Annotated in this window: 18 protein-coding genes and 1 pseudogene; 12 read left to right on the forward strand and 7 right to left on the reverse strand. The window is 56.8% G+C overall.

The window, feature by feature from the left end; translation table 11 throughout:
* Positions 1–46 precede the first annotated feature (46 nt).
* On the forward strand, positions 47–1861 hold the full coding sequence (locus ACOAPY_RS14925) for a DUF262 domain-containing protein (protein ID WP_465153806.1): 1815 nt from the start codon (positions 47–49) through the stop codon (positions 1859–1861).
* Between the two features lie 18 nt (positions 1862–1879).
* Positions 1880–2686 carry a restriction endonuclease gene (locus tag ACOAPY_RS14930; RefSeq protein WP_465153807.1) on the forward strand — a complete coding sequence of 269 codons (807 nt, stop codon included), beginning with the start codon at positions 1880–1882 and terminating at the stop codon, positions 2684–2686.
* Here the strand turns inward: ACOAPY_RS14930 and dndE are convergent.
* From dndE to dndB, 4 genes are read right to left on the reverse strand one after another with little or no spacing between them, the layout of a single operon-like run.
* Entirely contained in the window at positions 2683–3054 is a 372-nt protein-coding gene (gene dndE, locus ACOAPY_RS14935) for a DNA sulfur modification protein DndE (protein ID WP_465153808.1), read from the reverse strand. The two genes, ACOAPY_RS14930 and dndE, sit on opposite strands and share 4 nt — an antisense overlap.
* Positions 3051–5039 carry a DNA sulfur modification protein DndD gene (gene dndD / locus ACOAPY_RS14940; RefSeq protein ID WP_465153809.1) on the reverse strand — a complete coding sequence of 663 codons (1989 nt, stop codon included), beginning with the start codon at positions 5037–5039 and terminating at the stop codon, positions 3051–3053. Before dndD ends, dndE begins: the two co-directional genes overlap by 4 nt.
* A 2-nt stretch (positions 5040–5041) precedes the next feature.
* On the reverse strand, positions 5042–6544 hold the full coding sequence (gene dndC / locus ACOAPY_RS14945) for a DNA phosphorothioation system sulfurtransferase DndC (protein ID WP_465153811.1): 1503 nt from the start codon (positions 6542–6544) through the stop codon (positions 5042–5044).
* Positions 6545–6563: 19 nt separating this feature from the next.
* Positions 6564–7667, reverse strand: coding sequence for a DNA sulfur modification protein DndB (dndB, locus tag ACOAPY_RS14950; RefSeq protein WP_465153812.1), 1104 nt, complete (start codon positions 7665–7667; stop codon positions 6564–6566).
* 206 nt (positions 7668–7873) lie between these two features.
* Between dndB and ACOAPY_RS14955 the strand changes: the two genes are divergently transcribed.
* Both ACOAPY_RS14955 and ACOAPY_RS14960 read left to right on the forward strand, forming a co-directional pair.
* Entirely contained in the window at positions 7874–8398 is a 525-nt protein-coding gene (locus ACOAPY_RS14955; RefSeq protein WP_465153813.1) for a hypothetical protein, read from the forward strand.
* Positions 8379–9011 carry a class I SAM-dependent methyltransferase gene (locus ACOAPY_RS14960; protein ID WP_465153814.1) on the forward strand — a complete coding sequence of 211 codons (633 nt, stop codon included), beginning with the start codon at positions 8379–8381 and terminating at the stop codon, positions 9009–9011. The genes ACOAPY_RS14955 and ACOAPY_RS14960 overlap by 20 nt, the downstream gene beginning before the upstream one ends.
* Before the next feature lie 17 nt (positions 9012–9028).
* Here the strand turns inward: ACOAPY_RS14960 and ACOAPY_RS14965 are convergent.
* Positions 9029–9349, reverse strand: a pseudogene (locus tag ACOAPY_RS14965) (transposase family protein); the annotation flags it as partial.
* Positions 9295–9465, reverse strand: coding sequence for a transposase (locus ACOAPY_RS14970; protein WP_465153815.1), 171 nt, complete (start codon positions 9463–9465; stop codon positions 9295–9297). The pseudogene ACOAPY_RS14965 and the gene ACOAPY_RS14970, both read right to left, overlap by 55 nt.
* A gap of 190 nt (positions 9466–9655) precedes the next feature.
* Between ACOAPY_RS14970 and ACOAPY_RS14975 the strand changes: the two genes are divergently transcribed.
* From ACOAPY_RS14975 to ACOAPY_RS15010, 8 genes are all read left to right on the forward strand, one after another.
* Positions 9656–10282 carry a hypothetical protein gene (locus ACOAPY_RS14975; RefSeq protein ID WP_465153816.1) on the forward strand — a complete coding sequence of 209 codons (627 nt, stop codon included), beginning with the start codon at positions 9656–9658 and terminating at the stop codon, positions 10280–10282.
* The gene (locus ACOAPY_RS14980) at positions 10279–10866 is read left to right on the forward strand and encodes a hypothetical protein (protein WP_465153817.1); all 588 of its coding nucleotides are present in this window, start codon (positions 10279–10281) and stop codon (positions 10864–10866) included. Before ACOAPY_RS14975 ends, ACOAPY_RS14980 begins: the two co-directional genes overlap by 4 nt.
* A gap of 77 nt (positions 10867–10943) precedes the next feature.
* Entirely contained in the window at positions 10944–11627 is a 684-nt protein-coding gene (locus tag ACOAPY_RS14985) for a GNAT family N-acetyltransferase (RefSeq protein WP_465153818.1), read from the forward strand.
* A 29-nt stretch (positions 11628–11656) separates the two neighbouring features.
* The gene (locus tag ACOAPY_RS14990; RefSeq protein WP_465153819.1) at positions 11657–12106 is read left to right on the forward strand and encodes a hypothetical protein; all 450 of its coding nucleotides are present in this window, start codon (positions 11657–11659) and stop codon (positions 12104–12106) included.
* Between the two features lie 74 nt (positions 12107–12180).
* Positions 12181–12657 (forward strand): serine protease inhibitor ecotin, encoded by a 477-nt coding sequence (gene eco / locus ACOAPY_RS14995; RefSeq protein ID WP_465153820.1) that lies wholly within the window; start codon positions 12181–12183, stop codon positions 12655–12657.
* An 84-nt stretch (positions 12658–12741) separates the two neighbouring features.
* Entirely contained in the window at positions 12742–13359 is a 618-nt protein-coding gene (locus ACOAPY_RS15000; RefSeq protein WP_465153821.1) for a hypothetical protein, read from the forward strand.
* 107 nt (positions 13360–13466) lie between these two features.
* A complete protein-coding gene (locus ACOAPY_RS15005) occupies positions 13467–15482 on the forward strand; it encodes a peptidase U32 family protein (RefSeq protein ID WP_465153822.1) in 2016 nt (671 codons plus the stop codon).
* Positions 15483–15554: 72 nt separating this feature from the next.
* The gene (locus ACOAPY_RS15010) at positions 15555–15974 is read left to right on the forward strand and encodes a helix-turn-helix domain-containing protein (RefSeq protein WP_465153823.1); all 420 of its coding nucleotides are present in this window, start codon (positions 15555–15557) and stop codon (positions 15972–15974) included.
* Here the strand turns inward: ACOAPY_RS15010 and ACOAPY_RS15015 are convergent.
* Complete coding sequence (locus tag ACOAPY_RS15015; protein WP_465153824.1) at positions 15971–16261, reverse strand: putative quinol monooxygenase; 291 nt, start codon at positions 16259–16261, stop codon at positions 15971–15973. The two genes, ACOAPY_RS15010 and ACOAPY_RS15015, sit on opposite strands and share 4 nt — an antisense overlap.
* Positions 16262–16318 lie beyond the last annotated feature (57 nt).

Below are 16318 nucleotides of genomic sequence, written 5' to 3' on the forward strand. Positions count from 1 at the left end.
GCCCTGCCCTAGCAGGGCTTTTTTTTGACTATAAAAGAGGTTATTCATGTCTCAGCGGATGAGTATAAATCCCACCCACCTTTCAGTAGGCCAATTATTTTCACATAACTTTATATTTCGACTACCCAAGTATCAAAGATACTACTCATGGACAAGCGAAGAAATTGATGACTTTTTAAAGGATCTGGATATTTGTGCCAGACACAAAGAAGCCAACAAGCCAAAATCCCATTTCTTCGGCGGCCTCGTAACTGTAGACCAACCAATACTAGGAAGCGCACGACAAAATGTCGAAGTGATTGATGGCCAACAGCGCCTTGCAACTTTTGTAATGTTTGCGGTAAAGCTCCGCCAAACAATGAAAAAACTTTCATCAGAAGATACAACACCAAAAGAAATCAGCGAATTTCTCTCCAAGAAAGCAGAGTCACTAAGATCACAGTATGAAGAATACAATGACACCATTAATCTTCAAGTAATCCCCGTACCGCGACTAGAGCTTTCAAAACCAGACAAAACCTTCTTCTCTCAGCTAATTGAGGGACTCAATCCGTCGATAGAACGAAAGTCACATGAGCTTCTTGAAAATGCCTTCAACCGAATGGGAAAGCACTTAGAGAAAAGTATTGCATCAAAGAGCACTGTTGAAGAGAAAGCACGATACCTCGCAACCTTAGCCGCGGTTCTTGATGAGGACTGGACTGTAATCCATATGTCGACCAAAACTAGAAGCGAAGCATATATGCTCTTTCAGGTTTTGAATGACAGGGGCATGGGCCTAACAGAAGGAGAGCTCTTACGAGCCAAAACTCTCGAAGCGCTTGATAATGGCGGTAATGCCACACAACAGCAAGCAGTGGAACAAGGCTGGGATCAAATACTCAGCACAGCTCCAGAAAGAGTAGAGGAAAGCTTGAGATGGCTGTACGCATCATATAAAGGAGCGCGCCCAGGCAAGGCTACTCTTTTCGATGACTGCTTAGATCACTTTTTCCCGATGCATAGTGAGCTACCACTTAGCAGTGAGTCTGCAGCAAGCCTAACCAAAACCGTTAACGAACTCAAAAAAGAGTTCCAAGTAATAAATTCTCTTTTAGAGGGAGAATGGCCTTACGATACTACCTCTGTAACCAAATGGGAATCAGATAGGCTTCGCCTATTAACCATTGAGCTAAAACACACAAACTGCATGCCATTGCTAGTAGCAGCATCAAAGCTAAGTCAAAAGAATTTCTCAGAAATAATACAAATTTTGGAAAAATTTGTATTTCGCTACAAAACAATTATCAATGGGCATATTGGCCCTGCGACGGCAATCTATCAGACGCAAGCAATCGAAATAAGAAAAAATCCCGCAAGTTATGCAACAAAAAATCTACAAAAAGCATTAGCGCAATTAATTTCGAGTAATGCAGATGACGCCAAATTCCGCGCAGTCTTGGGCGAACTGAAATACTCCCGAATAGCAAGCAACAAGCCTATAAAATACCTTCTAATGACACTTGAACATTACCACTCTTGGTATGCATCAGGGGCCAAAGGCAAACCTAACTGCAAAGACAAGTCTCGAGTCTTCGATTTCTCTAACGGTACGATTGAACACATATACCCAGCCAACGCCAACCCTAAGGATCCAGCACTGGAGCCATTGACCGACACACTGGGGAATCTCACATATCTAGGGCTTGCCGATAACGACGCGATAGGAAACAAGCTATTTTCAGAGAAAAAATCAGTTCTTGAAAAATCAAGCATTCTTCTAAATAGAACTGTAGCAGCCAATATGACCTGGGATGAGAAAACAATTGAGGAGCACAAAAAACTACTCATTGACATGGCAGTCAAAGTTTTCTCATTATAAATTTTTCAGGCCAACGTCATGACAACAATAGTTGAAAGCATAAAGGCGGTGCTAAACCAAAGCGTCGCCCCCCTATCTGCTCACCAGATATATGAAGCCATCGACAAGTCAAAACTATACAAATTCAATACGAAAGACCCTCTAGGAGTAGTACGCCAACAAGTTAGACGCCACTGCGAAGGCTTATCTTTTCCTTCAGCCATGCCCAACAAGTATTTTTTTCAAGCGGAAAAAGGGAAATATGGGCTACTAGAAAAACATATAAAAAACTCTCCAATACAAGCCGCAAGCACAAGCAAAGAGAAGATCCCTGAAGAGCACATACAGGAGTTTTATAAAAAACATATCGAAGAGACAAAACGCGATCTCATTGATAAGATGCTAGAAATACAACCAAGAGCATTTGAGAGACTCGTCTTAGATCTTTTGCTGAAAATGGGTTATGGCGTGAACGGCTCAGTTAAGCAGAGCAAGAATGGCTCAGACGGAGGGATTGACGGAGAAATCCTTCAAGATCAGCTAGGCTTTGATCGAATTTATATGCAGGCAAAAAGATATGCACGCAATAAATCCGTCAGCGAAGCTAAAGTGAGAGACTTTGTAGGTGCACTAAAGGGAGGGACAAGAGGGGTGTTCATCACCACGTCAAGATTTACAAAAGCAGCAATAGATTACTCAATAGACCAGCAGCAAAAAATACTTGTATTGATTGATGGTGATAGGCTGAGCCAGTTGATGATTGACCACGGCCTTGGCATTCAAAAGACCTATACCTTCTCAACGTATAGGCTTGACTCAGACTATCTTGGCGAAACAGATCTTTAGCCAAGTGATTCAAGAACAGCGTCAATCATAAAGCCATCCTCTTTACCAGCAAGATAGGACAGCCCTCTATGCAAATGACGCGCACAAGCCTGCTTAACATCTTCAACATTTGCACTCAAACCATCTTGCTGAGTACGGAGCAAAAGTAAATTCAAATATAGCTCTTCATGCCCCCCAGTGAACGTGCGCCAGTCTATTTCTATACCACTGGTAAAATTGAAGTCTTCCTCTGGCGGCATCGACGGATTAGCAAGTGAAACACACAGTGCATGCCGGCAAATCGAGTTGTAATGCTCGATACCCGTCTTGCGTTTGAGGGTGGAGAGCTGAATCTTGGCAGCGGCCGTCAGGCGAATTCGGTCGATCATAATGCGGCTTCTAACTGGAGCTGATGGGCTTTGACGCTGGCAATACTGCGACGGCTTTCGTCGTCGAAAGTCAGGGCGTATTCGCGGTTCATATGCTGTTCGAGTGCGGTATGTACGCTGCCCTCCACTTCCTCGTCGGTGGAAAGCACCAGTACCTGGTGGGAGACCTTGGCGAAGAAGTTATGGATCAACGCCTCACGGTGGGCGCGATCCAGGCGAGCCAATGGCGTATCCACCACCACCGGGAAGCGGCCTTTGCGCTCACGGATCAATGCACTCAGCACGGCAATGGCCAGGATCTGCCGCTCACCGGCGGACAGGCGTTCCATGGCCAGGCTATGGCCGTTTACATCTTCGATAGATACGGCGTAGGTTTGCGGCTCCACCAGTACACGCGATATCAGGTTGCGCTTGCGCAGCAGTTGCTTGAATTCAGCGGTGATCATTTCCGACAGCCACTGCGCCTTCGAAGCCAACAACCGCTCACGGAATATCACCAGCGCCTTCTTCGCGCGCTCTGCTGCTTCAAATGCTTTGAGCTGAAACTCGCTTTCACGCGATTCGGTACGCAACTTTTGCCGGGCGGCACTCACACGGCTCTCGACATGTTTCTGGCTTGTACGGGCCTCTTCCAGGCTACGCGCCAACTCTTTCAGTTGCAGCTCTGCGCTGGAAACGGCCTGGGTATAGGCCTCCATTTGCGCAAACACATCGGCGAGCTGCCCCTCTTCAGGAATCTGATCAACTGCCTTTTGTGCCTTGTCGACTTCATGCTGGGTTTGCTCCACAGCCTGCTGCGTCTGCTTGAGGCGGGCCTTGGCCTGTTGCAGGCGCGGCTCGATCTCTGCAGGGTCACCGCCTGGGAGCAGCAGCGGCTCATGCTGCTTCGCTGCCTCCAAGGCTTGCAGATCCTGGGCAAGCAACGCAGCCACTGCCTGCGTGACTTGTGGCGCTTGAGTGTCGAGCAAGGCCAGCACGCGCTGATCGCGCTTGCTGAATTCATCACTCAACAACGCCGCATGCTGTGCCTGTTTGTCCTGTTGCCACTGGGTTTTATAGCTATCCCACAGCGGCCCCAACCAGGCCAACGGCAATATGGGGTCTTCAAGGACTGCCACTCGCTCGCTTTTCGCTGCAGCGTAGCGCTCCTGACACAGTTTCAGCCGCGCCTTGAGTTCAGCCGCCTGCTTATAGGCATGCAGACCGCTGCGCTGGGCTTCGACCGAGAAGGTCTGTAGTGCGCGTTGAGCATTGTCCAGATCGGTACGCGCCGCGCCCTGCTGTTGCGTCAGCAGGGTAATACGCTCGTTGATGGCATCCAGTTGCGTCTGGTGCTGTTCAAGCTGCGCATGTACTTCATTAATGTCGCCCGATATCGACTTCTTGCCACCCGCACGCCTCTCGACGGCCTTGAGATCAGTGGCCAGCGCATCAATACCACCCAGCCCCAAGAAGACTTCCGTGGCGCGGCGCAACAGTTGCGGCAGGCGCTCGGGGTTGGCCAGTGCTTCGATCTTCTCGCCATCGAACAGAAACAGATGAACCAGCTCGACCGGCAATATGCCATTGATAAAGTCGTCCCACTCTTCAGCCAAGGTGATGTCTTCCCTACCCTGCTGATACACACGGAACACTTCGCGGAACGAAGCGCCCTTGGCGATCCACTCGCGACGGAGTGTCAGCACTTGGCTTTCATCGCCACGCTCGATGGTGAGGATAATTTCGATGCGCGAGTTACCCGTGGCGTCCTTGCGCTGCAAGCCGGCAATAAGTTGTTCGTACTCGGAACGCCGCGCGATATTCACGGCTTTGTAGCCGTACAGGCCAATTTGCAGCGCGGTCAACAATGTCGTTTTGCCGCTGCCGTTAAGAGCCTTGATCAGAATGACCGGACGCTTTTCCGCAACGCTGAAGTCAAAGCTTTGCTGTTCGCGGAATGGCCCCAGGTTCTCGATGGAGATATGGTTAATCGTGAGTTTGGCCATGCTTATTCTTCAACTTCTTCTTCGACCAGCGGGATCAGCTCCAGCTCTTTGTCTTCGCCAATGTCTTCCTCTTGGCTCGCCTCATCACGCGCTATCTGATCGCGGTGGCTGAGCGCGAACGCCAGGGCTTCGTCTTCGGTTCGGAAGGCGTTGGCCTTGAGTACGGCATCGAGTCGATCCAGATGCAGTGAACGCTTCTGCGACTGCATGGACTGGAACTGCACGGCCAGCAAATTACGGGTGAGCCGATACAGGCGGTCAGCCGCTTCTGGATCGAGCTCAGCGGCTACTTCTCTCAACAAGTCGAGGTCTGCGTTTTCCAGCGGATGCTGCTCCTGGGGTTTGCCTGGATACGGCTCACCGAAAACGCGCTCATAAATCTGCGGCACCAGGTCTTCAATTTCTCCCTTTTCCTCGACCCAGATGCGGCGAATGGCGTCCATCTCGTCGAGCGGAATCAGCTCGATCTGGTCATGCCCCGGCACATTGGCGTCCCGTACGATCTTCTGGGTACGCAGCAGCTCTTCGAGAAGAGTGGCGCGGTACTCCTGAAGATAGGGGCCATGAATCAGCTCATCGCGCTCGTTCATGACCTTGATGCGGCCATTCATGCGCTGGAAATCGCGCTTATCCCAGTCATGAATCGTCAGGTAGGTGTTACGAAAGTCCAGAATCGGCTGCATCCACGACTTTTGCTCGTCGTTCTGGATCATCGCCGCCATGGACTTGTCCTGCGACACCATGGTGCAGACATAGCAGCCAAAACGGCTGTCGCCGCAGCTCGGTGTGGACTTGTCGACCACCACCGGGCACTCGGCATCTGGCGTCGCGCCTTTGTAGATGTCAAAGAGATCCTGGTTATCGACGCCCCATGGGTTCGGTTCGGTGAGGACGTACATCCACACGTCGTCGCTGGTCCAGGTTTCAATCGGCAGATAAACCCATACCCGCGACAACTTAGGGTTAGCGTTGCGACTCAAACGATCACGGGAGCTGCCGCTGTAGGCATCCATTACCTTGTCACGCGCAGCGCTCTCACCACGGCGCTGACCCAGTACCAGAATCGCTTCGTTATTAGCCTCGGAAAGCTCTTGGATGAACTTCTCGGAGGCACTGATCTTCAGGCGGTCCGTACACCAACGAAAGCGATTACGCGGGGTCGGATAGCCCTTGCCGATCAGATTCACCCAGAAACGGCTTTCCAGATCAGGCGTCAAGCGATGCGGGCGGATCGGCAGACCTTGGCGCTGGGCCTCGTACTCCATGGTGCGCAGCGAGCTGACCACCCAAGCAGCGATGACCGGGTTTTCCACCAGCGTATCGGTACTGATGACGTGAATATCTTTGGTGCGCTGTTCAGCAGGCAACGCTGCGACAGCCTTCCAGATCAGTTGCAAAGAGGCAGTCGAGTCCTTGCCACCGCTGTAACCGACGATCCACGGCAGGGAGTCGGAACAATACAGCGACTGGATTTCTTCGATGATGGCCTCGGGTGGCGTGCTCATGTGGGCTTCCGCTTAAAACTCAAGATCTTTCCCGCTGAGCAGCGAGAAAGGCATTTTCGATGTCCTGCTCTTCCTGGGTCAGAGGCAACCCAAGGGAGCATTTGATTTGATTACAGGTCAGGGTGACGTTCTGGCTGTTCTTGGTCATACGCCCGCCAGTCATAGCCCTACCCTCCCAGGTACCGATGTTCTTGCGTGACCAGTCGATGTCGCTGAGCTTGTTCAGCGCCTGCTTCAGATCGGATTGGCCGCTCTGGTAAACGCACTTACCGACCCGCCCCAGCGCCTGCAGCACGATGGCGTGCGAGTGGATGAAATCCTGCCGTACTTCCCCGGCCGTCATCTTGCCGTTGCGCACATGTACCCACTCGGGTATCAGCTCGCCAACGGTTTCCCAGTAAGCAAGGCATTTTTGCGAGGCTGCGGCAAAATCCTCGAGCTCTTTCTCACTCAGCATTTCCAAGATGGCGAAGTGCAAGGCGCTCAATGTGAACAGCTTGCGCGAGCGTGCGGAAAGGGAGGAACGTTCAGCTTCGATCAGATTGCGGAATACCTTTGAGGTAAGCCCCAGATGCTTGGCGACATTAGCGGCAGCGCTTCGGTGGTCATACAGAACACCCAATGAAGGAGAAGGCTTGACCGCATGCCGGTTCAAGTCCGCAAACATCTGCTGGCAACGTTGCAAACCACGATCATGGAAGAAGACCACAGCGATGGTTTCATCACCAAGCTCAGGCTTAGCTTCCAGCGCTTGCTCGATAGCGGCCCGCCGATGCTGACCATCGTTGACGATGAACTTGGCATCCAGATCGACTTTCAGGGTGCCCATGCGAAAGCTGTTGGTATCGTTCGTTCCAACCGGCTCGAAAGCCACCTTGCCGTCGATGGAGGCAGTGATGGCGGAGAAGGTGTAGTTATCCGAGTTCGCAACGATGTAGCGGGCAATCTCGGGCACGCGGGACTTGTTGATCGAGCGCTGAGCACGCAGCTCTGGCATAAGCTCTTCGTTGTCAAAAACGAAGAGCTTGGCAAGCAGCCTGAGCGGGCACATCGAGACGTAGAATTCCCGTCCCGCCTGCACGCCGCGGATTGCCGGAAAGGTATAGGAGAAGGCGCTGACCATAAGGGCCGAAACCTTAGCATGTTTGTGTATTTCGAGACATACAAATGTCTGGTTTCACACGTACAGGCAAGGTCTGCGCGATGAGCGGCGTATTGTCGCTGAAAGCCACTGAGAACTGCTAGCCACTGCGCCCTGCCAGCCATCTGTACCCTCACCTAGCGCTTCCCGTTAGACTCCATGTCCAAGGAAACAGGTGGCCGGAAACGATGACAGACGAAGCCAAGCTAGAAACGATTAAGCACCAGAATGCCGTCATGCTGGAAAAGCTGAAATGGCAGTTTAAAAAGCAGGAGCTGGCCTTTCTGGAAGCTGGCCAGCATCTACGTGCCCTCAATCAGCTGCTCTGGCAAGTACCGGGCATGGTAATCGCTATCACAGGTGGAATTTGGTACGGGGCTCTGTCTATCCCAAATGACCGCGCCAGATCACTAGCTCTCTTGTTTGCAGCAGCGGTAAACTTTTTGACCATTGTTGTCATTTGGCGACTTCGTGCGGTTATCGATATACAAATCGCTCTTCAAAACAAATTCAATCAAATTGAGCGAAAGCATGGAAAAAATATAGTTGTCTGGTGCTGGACGCTTCTCCTCCTTGCCGCACTCACCCTCAGCCTGCTAGCAGCCATATATTTACCCACAACAACCACTAAAACAAATAATTCAGACACCACCAACAACTACTTATATCCTGAAAAAATTGAAATTATAAAGAATGAGCAACCATCTAAATAAGCCATGGAGCAGCTACGACCAACGCAGTGATGTTTTCTTCCAGACCTATAACAAAATCTACTTTTCCAGCGTACACAGACCCTTCATAAGGTTCTTACCAAAACAAGCAGCAGCAAGAGTCCTCGACATTGGCTGCGGCTCGGGGAGGGACGCCAGGGCGCTAGCTAAACGCGGCTACTCCGTCACAGCAGTTGACCCAAGCAAAGAGATGCTCCGTCTTGCTGAAGCACGAGATGTAAAAAAAACAATTGCATGGAAAATGGATGCACTTCCCCAGTTACTGTCTTTAGGGAAAACCTCCTTTAGCTTTATACTTCTCAGCGCCGTCTGGATGCACATACCTCCCCAGCAACGCGAAAGTTCAATCAAAAGAATTTCAGAGCTCTTAGAAAATGAAGGCCACCTTGCTATCACACTAAGATTAGGCAAGCAAGATGAAAACCGAATCATGTACCCCATCACTCTAGAAGAGCTTTTAACACTATCTTCAAGATACAACCTCCACCCTGTTTACATCAGCCGCTCAACCAAAGACTCACTAAAAAGAACCGAGATAAATTGGAAAAAGATAGTCCTCAAAAAGTCAAAAAAGACGTATCCCCATCTGCAATAGCAGCTGGCTTTAGAGTCCTAGATCAATGTAACGGCTTTCGTGGCCAGTTGCTCGGCAAAGACCGATGGCGTTAACCCACCAAGCCCTTTCTTAGGTCTCTCTTTGCTGTATTCCCTCCGCCAGGACTGAATCACTTCCTTGGCGTGCGGCAGGCTGGTGAACCAGTATTCGTTCAGGCATTCATCACGAAAGCGCCCGTAAAACGATTCTATGTAGGCGTTTTGATTGGGCTTTCCTGGCTCAATCAGGGACAGCTGCGCACCCCGCTGCTGAGCCCAGGTCATCATGGCCCGACCACAGAACTCCTTGCCATTGTCAGTGAGGATGGCTTTGGGCAGAGGTAGTAACTGGCATCTGAAAAGCCGTGCCGACGACACAGCTCCTTGATCGGCAGTCTGGCCTCGGCTTCTCGTAGGAAGCCAATGATTTGCTCTCCAGTGAAACGCTTATTCATGTCCGGTCTCCTGGTTACTGGGATTGGACTCTAAAGCTGAGCGCTACTCAAATCGGGGGCGACGTCCCCACGCCCCCAATAAATGCGCCGCTCTGGCCCGCTATAAGCAGCGCTTCCCTTACCCGCAGCAATCGCTAGAATGGCGCCCACCCAAAAAGTGGCACATCGCCTCCATGAACAAGGACGCTCAATGAAAACCCTGCATTACGTTGCAGCAGCCCTGCTCAGCCTGAGCCTCACCGGCTGCGTCTCCTTCAACCCCGCCGGCCCGATCAGCGAGCCCGCAGACAAAGCCAGCAGCCCCCGCCAACAGGCCGTGATGGTCGATGACGTGGTGGTCTCCGACAACAGCATCAACGCCGAAGTCCGCAAGAACCTGGGCAGCCAGTTCACCGCACAGCTGAACAAACGCCTGGAACGCGGCGAGTACTTCCGTGAAGTCATCAGCTTCCCGGCCAAGCTGGGCGAACAAGATGCCCTGCTCAAACTGGAGTTCAGCTCCCTCAAGGGCAAGCGCTCGCCACACCCGGGCTATTTCCCCGGCGCCATCCTGACCCTGACCGGCTGGATCTGGTTCAACGGCCCGATCTACGTCGACAAGTACGACCTGACCGGCGCCCTGGTCTTCACGGATGCGCACGGCAAAACCCTCGCCAGCAGCCAGAAGACGCTACAGCTCAAGCAGAACACCGGGCTGTGGGATGACGACTACTTCAACCTGGCCCTCGGTGCCACCCAACTCAACCAACTGGTCGAGGAGTTGCTGCAAGACAGCCTCCGACAACTGCCCACTGCCCCACAAGGAAACGCCCAATGAACCGGATTCTGACCCTGCTGCTGACCACGCTGCTGCTCAACCTCACCGGCTGCGCCACTTACTCGCATGACGATCTGACCCCGGTCAAACAGTGGCCGCCGGTCGCCACCAGCGGCGCCAAGCCAAGCCTCTACCTCAAGGTGGAAGGTCAGCACCTGCTCAATGGCGCGCCTACCGGTGCCAACCTGAATCAGGCCAAGCTGGCGGAGTTCGTGCTCAAGGAATACCAGAGCAGCCAGCAGTTCGAGCGCGTCACCCTCGAGCAGCAGACCTCCGATATCTATGCCACCGTACAAATCACCAACCATGAACGCGGCAGCATGGTCGGCGCCTTCATCACCGGCTTCACCCTGTTCGTCATCCCCGGCAAGTACGACAACACGCTGACCATGGAAACCGTGTTCAAGGATGGCCAGGGCAAGGTACTGGGCCGCATCGAGAAGGAAGAAACCACGACCACCTGGATGCAGCTGCTGCTGATCTTCGCCCTGCCCTTCAACGAATCGCTGGACAACGTGTTGACGCAACTGGCTCGCAGCAGCCTGGAAGAGGCCGCGCAACAGGGCCTGCTGAGCGTTCGCTAGCCCCGGGCGCCCGATCGGTTGGTATGGCCGTACAATGCCAGACCACCGATCGGGGCATCCCCGGAGTACTCGCCTAGATGTTCACCCTCACCCACCTCACCACCCCGCCGCCCGAATCGCTGAAAAGCCAGGTGCTGCAGATGGTGGTCGACTACTTCAGCGACCTCAGCCCGGCCCCGCTGACGTCGAGCAACCCGCTGTACCAGCTGTACCAGTACGTCATCGGCTACGAGGTACACCTCTACCTGCAGGCCATGGGCAGCGAGCCGGCCAGCAGCGCCCGGATGATCCTCGCCCTCGACGATGAAGACCCATCGCGCGTACTGGGCTTCGCCCTCTACCTGCCCAGCCCGGATGATCCCGAGGCCTGCACCCTCGTCTACAGCGCCGTACAGGCCAGCCACCGCCGCCAGGGCATCGCCCGCGCCATGCTGCAGCAGATGCAGCTGCTGCATCCGCATGCGGCGCTGGCCTGCGTGGCAGACCGGGTGCCGACCTTTGAGGCGATGGGCTTCAACGTCCTTGGCGCGCGCGGGCCACAGGTGTTGATGAATACCCGGCGTAAGGCATCGGATGGCTGGGTGGCGGTGCAGGACCTGGCGCCGATCTTCCAGTCCAAGGAGGTGCGGCAGATCCACAGTTACCTGGTCAAGCAACATGGCGAGCGGGCGATGCGCGATGCGGAGAAGCAGCGCGACCGTCTGCTCGACCAGCTGACCCGCCAGGCCGAAGCGCTGGCCGCCTCGCGCCGCCTACACTGAGCCCCGACACACCACACAGGAGCGGCCCCATGCGCATGATCGCGTTCTCGGCAACGCTGCTCGCCTTCGCCCTGAGCGGCTGCACCAGCCACGGCGGCGGCGAGCATGTGCAGATGCGCCTGACCGGCACGGCGAAGAACGCCGGCCGGATCGGCCAGGCCACGCTGTCGCCGCGCGGCGAGCTGACCGACGTGTCGATCTTCGTCAGCGGCGTGCCCTTCGGCGTGACCTTGCCGGTGCGCCTGTTCGCCTATGTCTACCCCGGCAGCTGCGCGGCAAGGGGCACGCAGCCGAGCCACGCGTTGAACAACACGGTGCTGACCGAGCACCGCGGCTCGGCCGATGGCTGGCGGCTGTCGCGCATCGCCAAGGTGCCACTGGCCGCGCTGCGCGCCACGCCGCACGCGCTGGTGCTGCGCACCGCGCCGGCGGATGGCAGCCAGGACATCTTCTGCGGCGAGATTCCCCAGGGAACCTGATGGAATAACCAGCAGTCTCACCAGCCCCGGCCTTCGCCGGACAGCCCTCCAGGACCACACAGCAAGGACACACCATGACCCTTCGCCCGCTCCCGCTCTTCGCCCTCGCCTGCCTGCTCCCACTGGCTGCCTGCGCAGCCACGCCGGAAATCATCAAGCCCTACCCGCAGGCCGGCGAGGGTCAGCAGCGCCATGTGATCGAGGTGCCGCCCCAGGCCAACGAGGCCGACTACCGGGTGGAGCTGATCGCCGGCAAGACCCTGGACGTGGACTGCAACCAGCAGCATCTGGCTGGCCAGTGGCAACGCAAGAGCGTGCAGGGCTGGGGCTACGACTATTACGAACTGGAGCAGGTCGGCCCGGGCATGAGCCCCCTGATGGCCTGCCCGGATGAAAGCCGCCGCAAGGCCTTCGTCACCGTGGGCGGCGAGCCGCTGCTGGTGCGCTACAACAGCAAGCTGCCGCTGGTGGTCTACACCCCGGCCGATGTGCAGGTGCGCTACCGCATCTGGTCTGCCGCCGAAAACAGCAGCACCGCGACGAAGCGCTGAGCGGCTAGCGAGGGCGTCCTGCGGTTGTCTGGAGCTGCGGATTTCACCGACACTCCAGGCCTGCACCATCGACAAGGACGCCCGATGCCCCCGCGCCACCCGCTTGCGAAGATCGCGCTGATCCTGCTGCTCAAGCTCGCCATTCTGGCGCTCATAGTCCCTGTCCTGGTGATCTCGAACATCCTGGCCATGTCCCCATTCATCCGCCTGGGGTTCTACTGGCCACCGTTTCTCTATGCCTGCGCAGCACTGATTGGCTGCTGCGCCCTCCTTACATGGCGCAGGCGCGACTGGGGGCCAATCGCCATGGGCTTCGCCACAGTGGCGACTGCAGGTGTGATGTACCTCCACTCGCCCGCCATGCCGGGAAGAGGCGCAGAGTGGGTTCTCACCGCCCTATCGATGCCTGCTGCAATCAACTTTCTTTATCGCAATCGGGTCACGGAGCCGATGCTGATCTTTTCGGCCCTGATCGTTTTGGCCTTCGCCTTCACGGACATCCTGTATCCCGCCGTGCTCCTGCTTTGGGCCTCTTTCTCCGCGGGCTACCCGCTAGGGATGAAGGATGTCTGGACCACACTGAGAAGCGTTGAAATGCTTCTGGGCGTTGCCCCTACCGCCCTTATCTATTGGCTCGGCAAGCACGGCTACGCCCCCTGGCTGAACAGGCTGCAGGTGCTGCTGCAGCGCCGCTCCGCATAGACCCCCTCCGTTTACCACGCGACCACTAGGCACCTCAGGGTGCCACCCTCCCCGCCTCCCGCTACAATGCGCGCCTTGCCGTGCCACGCCTATAAAGAAGAAACACCATGTCCTTGCCGAAGAACCATCTGGAACTGCTCAGCCCTGCCCGCGATGTCGCCATCGCGCGGGAGGCCATCCTGCATGGGGCCGATGCCGTGTACATCGGCGGGCCGAGCTTCGGCGCGCGGCACAACGCCTGCAACGAGGTGAGCGATATCGCCGAGCTGGTGAAGTTCGCCCGCCGCTACCACGCGCGGGTGTTCACCACCCTCAACACCATCTTCCACGACGACGAGCTGGAGCAGGTGCGCACGCTGATCCACCAGCTCTACGACGCTGGCGTCGATGCGCTGATCGTGCAGGACATGGGCGTGATGGAGCTGGATATCCCGCCGATCGAGCTGCATGCCAGCACCCAGACCGACATCCGCACCCTGGACCGGGCCAAGTTCCTCGACCAGGCCGGCTTCTCCCAGCTGGTGCTGGCGCGCGAGCTGAACCTGCAGGAAATCCGCGCCATCGCCGACGCCACCGAAGCCTCCATCGAGTTCTTCATCCACGGCGCGCTGTGCGTGGCCTTCTCCGGCCAGTGCAACATTTCCCACGCGCAGACCGGCCGCAGCGCCAACCGTGGCGATTGCTCGCAGGCCTGCCGCCTGCCGTACACCCTGAAGGACGACCAGGGCCGCGTGGTGGCCTTCGAGAAACACCTGTTGTCGATGAAGGACAACAACCAAAGCGCCAACCTGCGCGCACTGGTCGAAGCCGGCGTGCGCTCGTTCAAGATCGAGGGGCGCTACAAGGACATGGGCTACGTGAAGAACATCACCGCCCACTACCGCCAGCTGCTCGACGCCATCCTCGAAGACCGCCCGGACCTGGCCCGCGCCTCCAGCGGCCGCACCGCACACTTCTTCCAGCCCGATCCGGACAAGACCTTCCACCGCGGCAGCACCGACTACTTCGTCACCGAGCGCAAGGTCGACATCGGCGCCTTCGACTCGCCGACCTTCACCGGCCTGCCGGTGGGGCATGTCGAGAAGGTGGGCAAGCGTGACCTGATCGCCGTCACCGACACCCCGCTGTCCAACGGCGACGGCCTCAACGTGCTGGTCAAGCGCGAGGTGGTCGGCTTCCGCGCCAACATCGCCGAGCTGAAGAACGAATTCGAAGAGGATGGCGAGCCGCGCTACCGCTACCGCGTCGAGCCCAACGAGATGCCCGAGGGCCTGTTCCGTCTGCGCCCGAACCACCCACTGTCGCGCAACCTCGACCACAACTGGCAGCAGGCGCTGCAGAAGACCTCGGCTGAGCGCCGTATCGGCGTGAGCTGGAAGGTTGTGCTGCGCGAGGAGCAGCTCGGGCTCACCGCCACCAGCGAGGAAGGCATCAGCGTCGATGTAGCGCTGCCCGGCCCCTTCGGCGTGGCCAACAAGCCGGAGCAGGCACTCGACGGCCTGCGCGATCTACTGACCCAGCTCGGCACCACTGATTACCACGCCCTGGACGTGACGCTGGACGCCCCGCAGGCGTTCTTCGTGCCCAACTCGCAGCTCAAGGCGCTGCGCCGCGAAGCCGTCGAGAAGCTGACCGAGGCGCGCATCGCTGCCCACCCGCGCGGCAGCCGCAAGGCCGAGACAAGCCCGCCGCCGGTGTACCCGGAGGCGCACCTGTCGTTCCTCTACAACGTCTACAACCAGAAGGCCCGCGACTTCTACCACCGCCACGGCGTGCAGCTGATCGACGCCGCCTACGAGGCCCACGAGGAAGAAGGCGAAGTGCCGGTGATGATCACCAAGCACTGCCTGCGCTTCTCCTTCAACCTGTGCCCCAAGCAGGCCAAGGGCGTCACCGGCGTGCGCACCAAGGTCGCGCCGATGCAGCTGATCCAGGGCGACGAGGTGCTGACCCTGAAGTTCGACTGCAAGCCCTGTGAGATGCACATCATCGGCAAGATGAAGGGCCATATCCTCAACCAGCCGCAACCGGGCAGCGCGGCCCACAGCAAGATGGTCGCCAGCATCAGCCCGGAAGACCTGCTCAAGACCATCCGCAACAAGCCGACCGGCTACAGCCACTGACGGCTATCGACGGCCCAGCCCCGACCCTCTACCCTGTCGGCATCAAACCTGAAGTTCACTTGAGGTTGCCGCATGAAAGAGATGGACATCGGCAAGGTCGCGCGCTGGTCCGGCCTGCCAGCCTCGACCCTGCGCTATTACGAGGAACGGGGGCTGATCCGCTCCATCGGCCGCAACGGCCTGAAGCGGGTATTCGGCGAGTCGGTGCTGCAGCGTCTGGCGCTGATTGCCCTGGGGCGCACGGCCGGTTTCTCGCTGGATGACATCGCCGCGATGCTGGCCGGTCCGGAGATCGACCGCCAGCAACTGGACAGCAAGGCCGACGAACTGGACCAGACCATCCGGCGCCTAACAGCCATCCGCGACGGCCTGCGCCACGCTGCGGTCTGCCCCGCTGACAACCACCTGGCCTGCCCCAAGTTCCAGCGCCTGATGGACATAGCCGCGAAGCAGGCTGCCAAGGGCCGACACACCGCGCCGCAGCGGCGCTAGACGCTGAGCATCTCGATCTCGCGAATCTCGAAGTCGCGCTGCAGGTAGTCCATGCGCCGCTCGCTGAACGCGCGCATGTGCGGCAAGGCCGTGTGCTCGGCAAAGGCCTCGCGTGACGCCCACACCTCGAAGAAGATGAACAGGCTCGGATCAGCCGCATCGCGCAGCATGTGGTACTGCACACAGCCCGGCTCGGCACGGCTGGGTTCGACATAGGCGCGAAACAACCGCTCGAAGGCCTCGGCCTGTTCGGGTTTGGTATGGGCGTGAAGGATAAAGCCGTACATGGTGAACTCCGAAGGGATGATGCCCACACCCTAGCGCAACAGCAGCACCAGTATTCG

Source organism: Pseudomonas stagnisoli (genome assembly GCF_048595745.1).
In the GTDB taxonomy this organism is placed as follows: Bacteria; Pseudomonadota; Gammaproteobacteria; order Pseudomonadales; family Pseudomonadaceae; genus Aquipseudomonas; species Aquipseudomonas alcaligenes_A.

Excerpts from the sequence above, each read along its gene's own strand:
- ACOAPY_RS14955 (WP_465153813.1), top strand. The coding sequence starts at position 7,874 with ATGACAGACGAAGCCAAGCTAGAAACGATTAAGCACCAGAATGCCGTC.
- dndB (WP_465153812.1), bottom strand. The coding sequence starts at position 7,667 with ATGGTCAGCGCCTTCTCCTATACCTTTCCGGCAATCCGCGGCGTGCAG.
- ACOAPY_RS15005 (WP_465153822.1), top strand. The coding sequence starts at position 13,467 with ATGTCCTTGCCGAAGAACCATCTGGAACTGCTCAGCCCTGCCCGCGAT.
- ACOAPY_RS14985 (WP_465153818.1), top strand. The coding sequence starts at position 10,944 with ATGTTCACCCTCACCCACCTCACCACCCCGCCGCCCGAATCGCTGAAA.
- ACOAPY_RS14930 (WP_465153807.1), top strand. The coding sequence starts at position 1,880 with ATGACAACAATAGTTGAAAGCATAAAGGCGGTGCTAAACCAAAGCGTC.
- ACOAPY_RS14970 (WP_465153815.1), bottom strand. The coding sequence starts at position 9,465 with ATGAATAAGCGTTTCACTGGAGAGCAAATCATTGGCTTCCTACGAGAA.
- eco (WP_465153820.1), top strand. The coding sequence starts at position 12,181 with ATGACCCTTCGCCCGCTCCCGCTCTTCGCCCTCGCCTGCCTGCTCCCA.
- dndC (WP_465153811.1), bottom strand. The coding sequence starts at position 6,544 with ATGAGCACGCCACCCGAGGCCATCATCGAAGAAATCCAGTCGCTGTAT.
- dndE (WP_465153808.1), bottom strand. The coding sequence starts at position 3,054 with ATGATCGACCGAATTCGCCTGACGGCCGCTGCCAAGATTCAGCTCTCC.
- ACOAPY_RS14990 (WP_465153819.1), top strand. The coding sequence starts at position 11,657 with ATGCGCATGATCGCGTTCTCGGCAACGCTGCTCGCCTTCGCCCTGAGC.
- ACOAPY_RS15000 (WP_465153821.1), top strand. The coding sequence starts at position 12,742 with ATGCCCCCGCGCCACCCGCTTGCGAAGATCGCGCTGATCCTGCTGCTC.
- ACOAPY_RS15010 (WP_465153823.1), top strand. The coding sequence starts at position 15,555 with ATGAAAGAGATGGACATCGGCAAGGTCGCGCGCTGGTCCGGCCTGCCA.
- ACOAPY_RS15015 (WP_465153824.1), bottom strand. The coding sequence starts at position 16,261 with ATGTACGGCTTTATCCTTCACGCCCATACCAAACCCGAACAGGCCGAG.
- ACOAPY_RS14960 (WP_465153814.1), top strand. The coding sequence starts at position 8,379 with ATGAGCAACCATCTAAATAAGCCATGGAGCAGCTACGACCAACGCAGT.
- ACOAPY_RS14975 (WP_465153816.1), top strand. The coding sequence starts at position 9,656 with ATGAAAACCCTGCATTACGTTGCAGCAGCCCTGCTCAGCCTGAGCCTC.
- dndD (WP_465153809.1), bottom strand. The coding sequence starts at position 5,039 with ATGGCCAAACTCACGATTAACCATATCTCCATCGAGAACCTGGGGCCA.
- ACOAPY_RS14980 (WP_465153817.1), top strand. The coding sequence starts at position 10,279 with ATGAACCGGATTCTGACCCTGCTGCTGACCACGCTGCTGCTCAACCTC.
- ACOAPY_RS14925 (WP_465153806.1), top strand. The coding sequence starts at position 47 with ATGTCTCAGCGGATGAGTATAAATCCCACCCACCTTTCAGTAGGCCAA.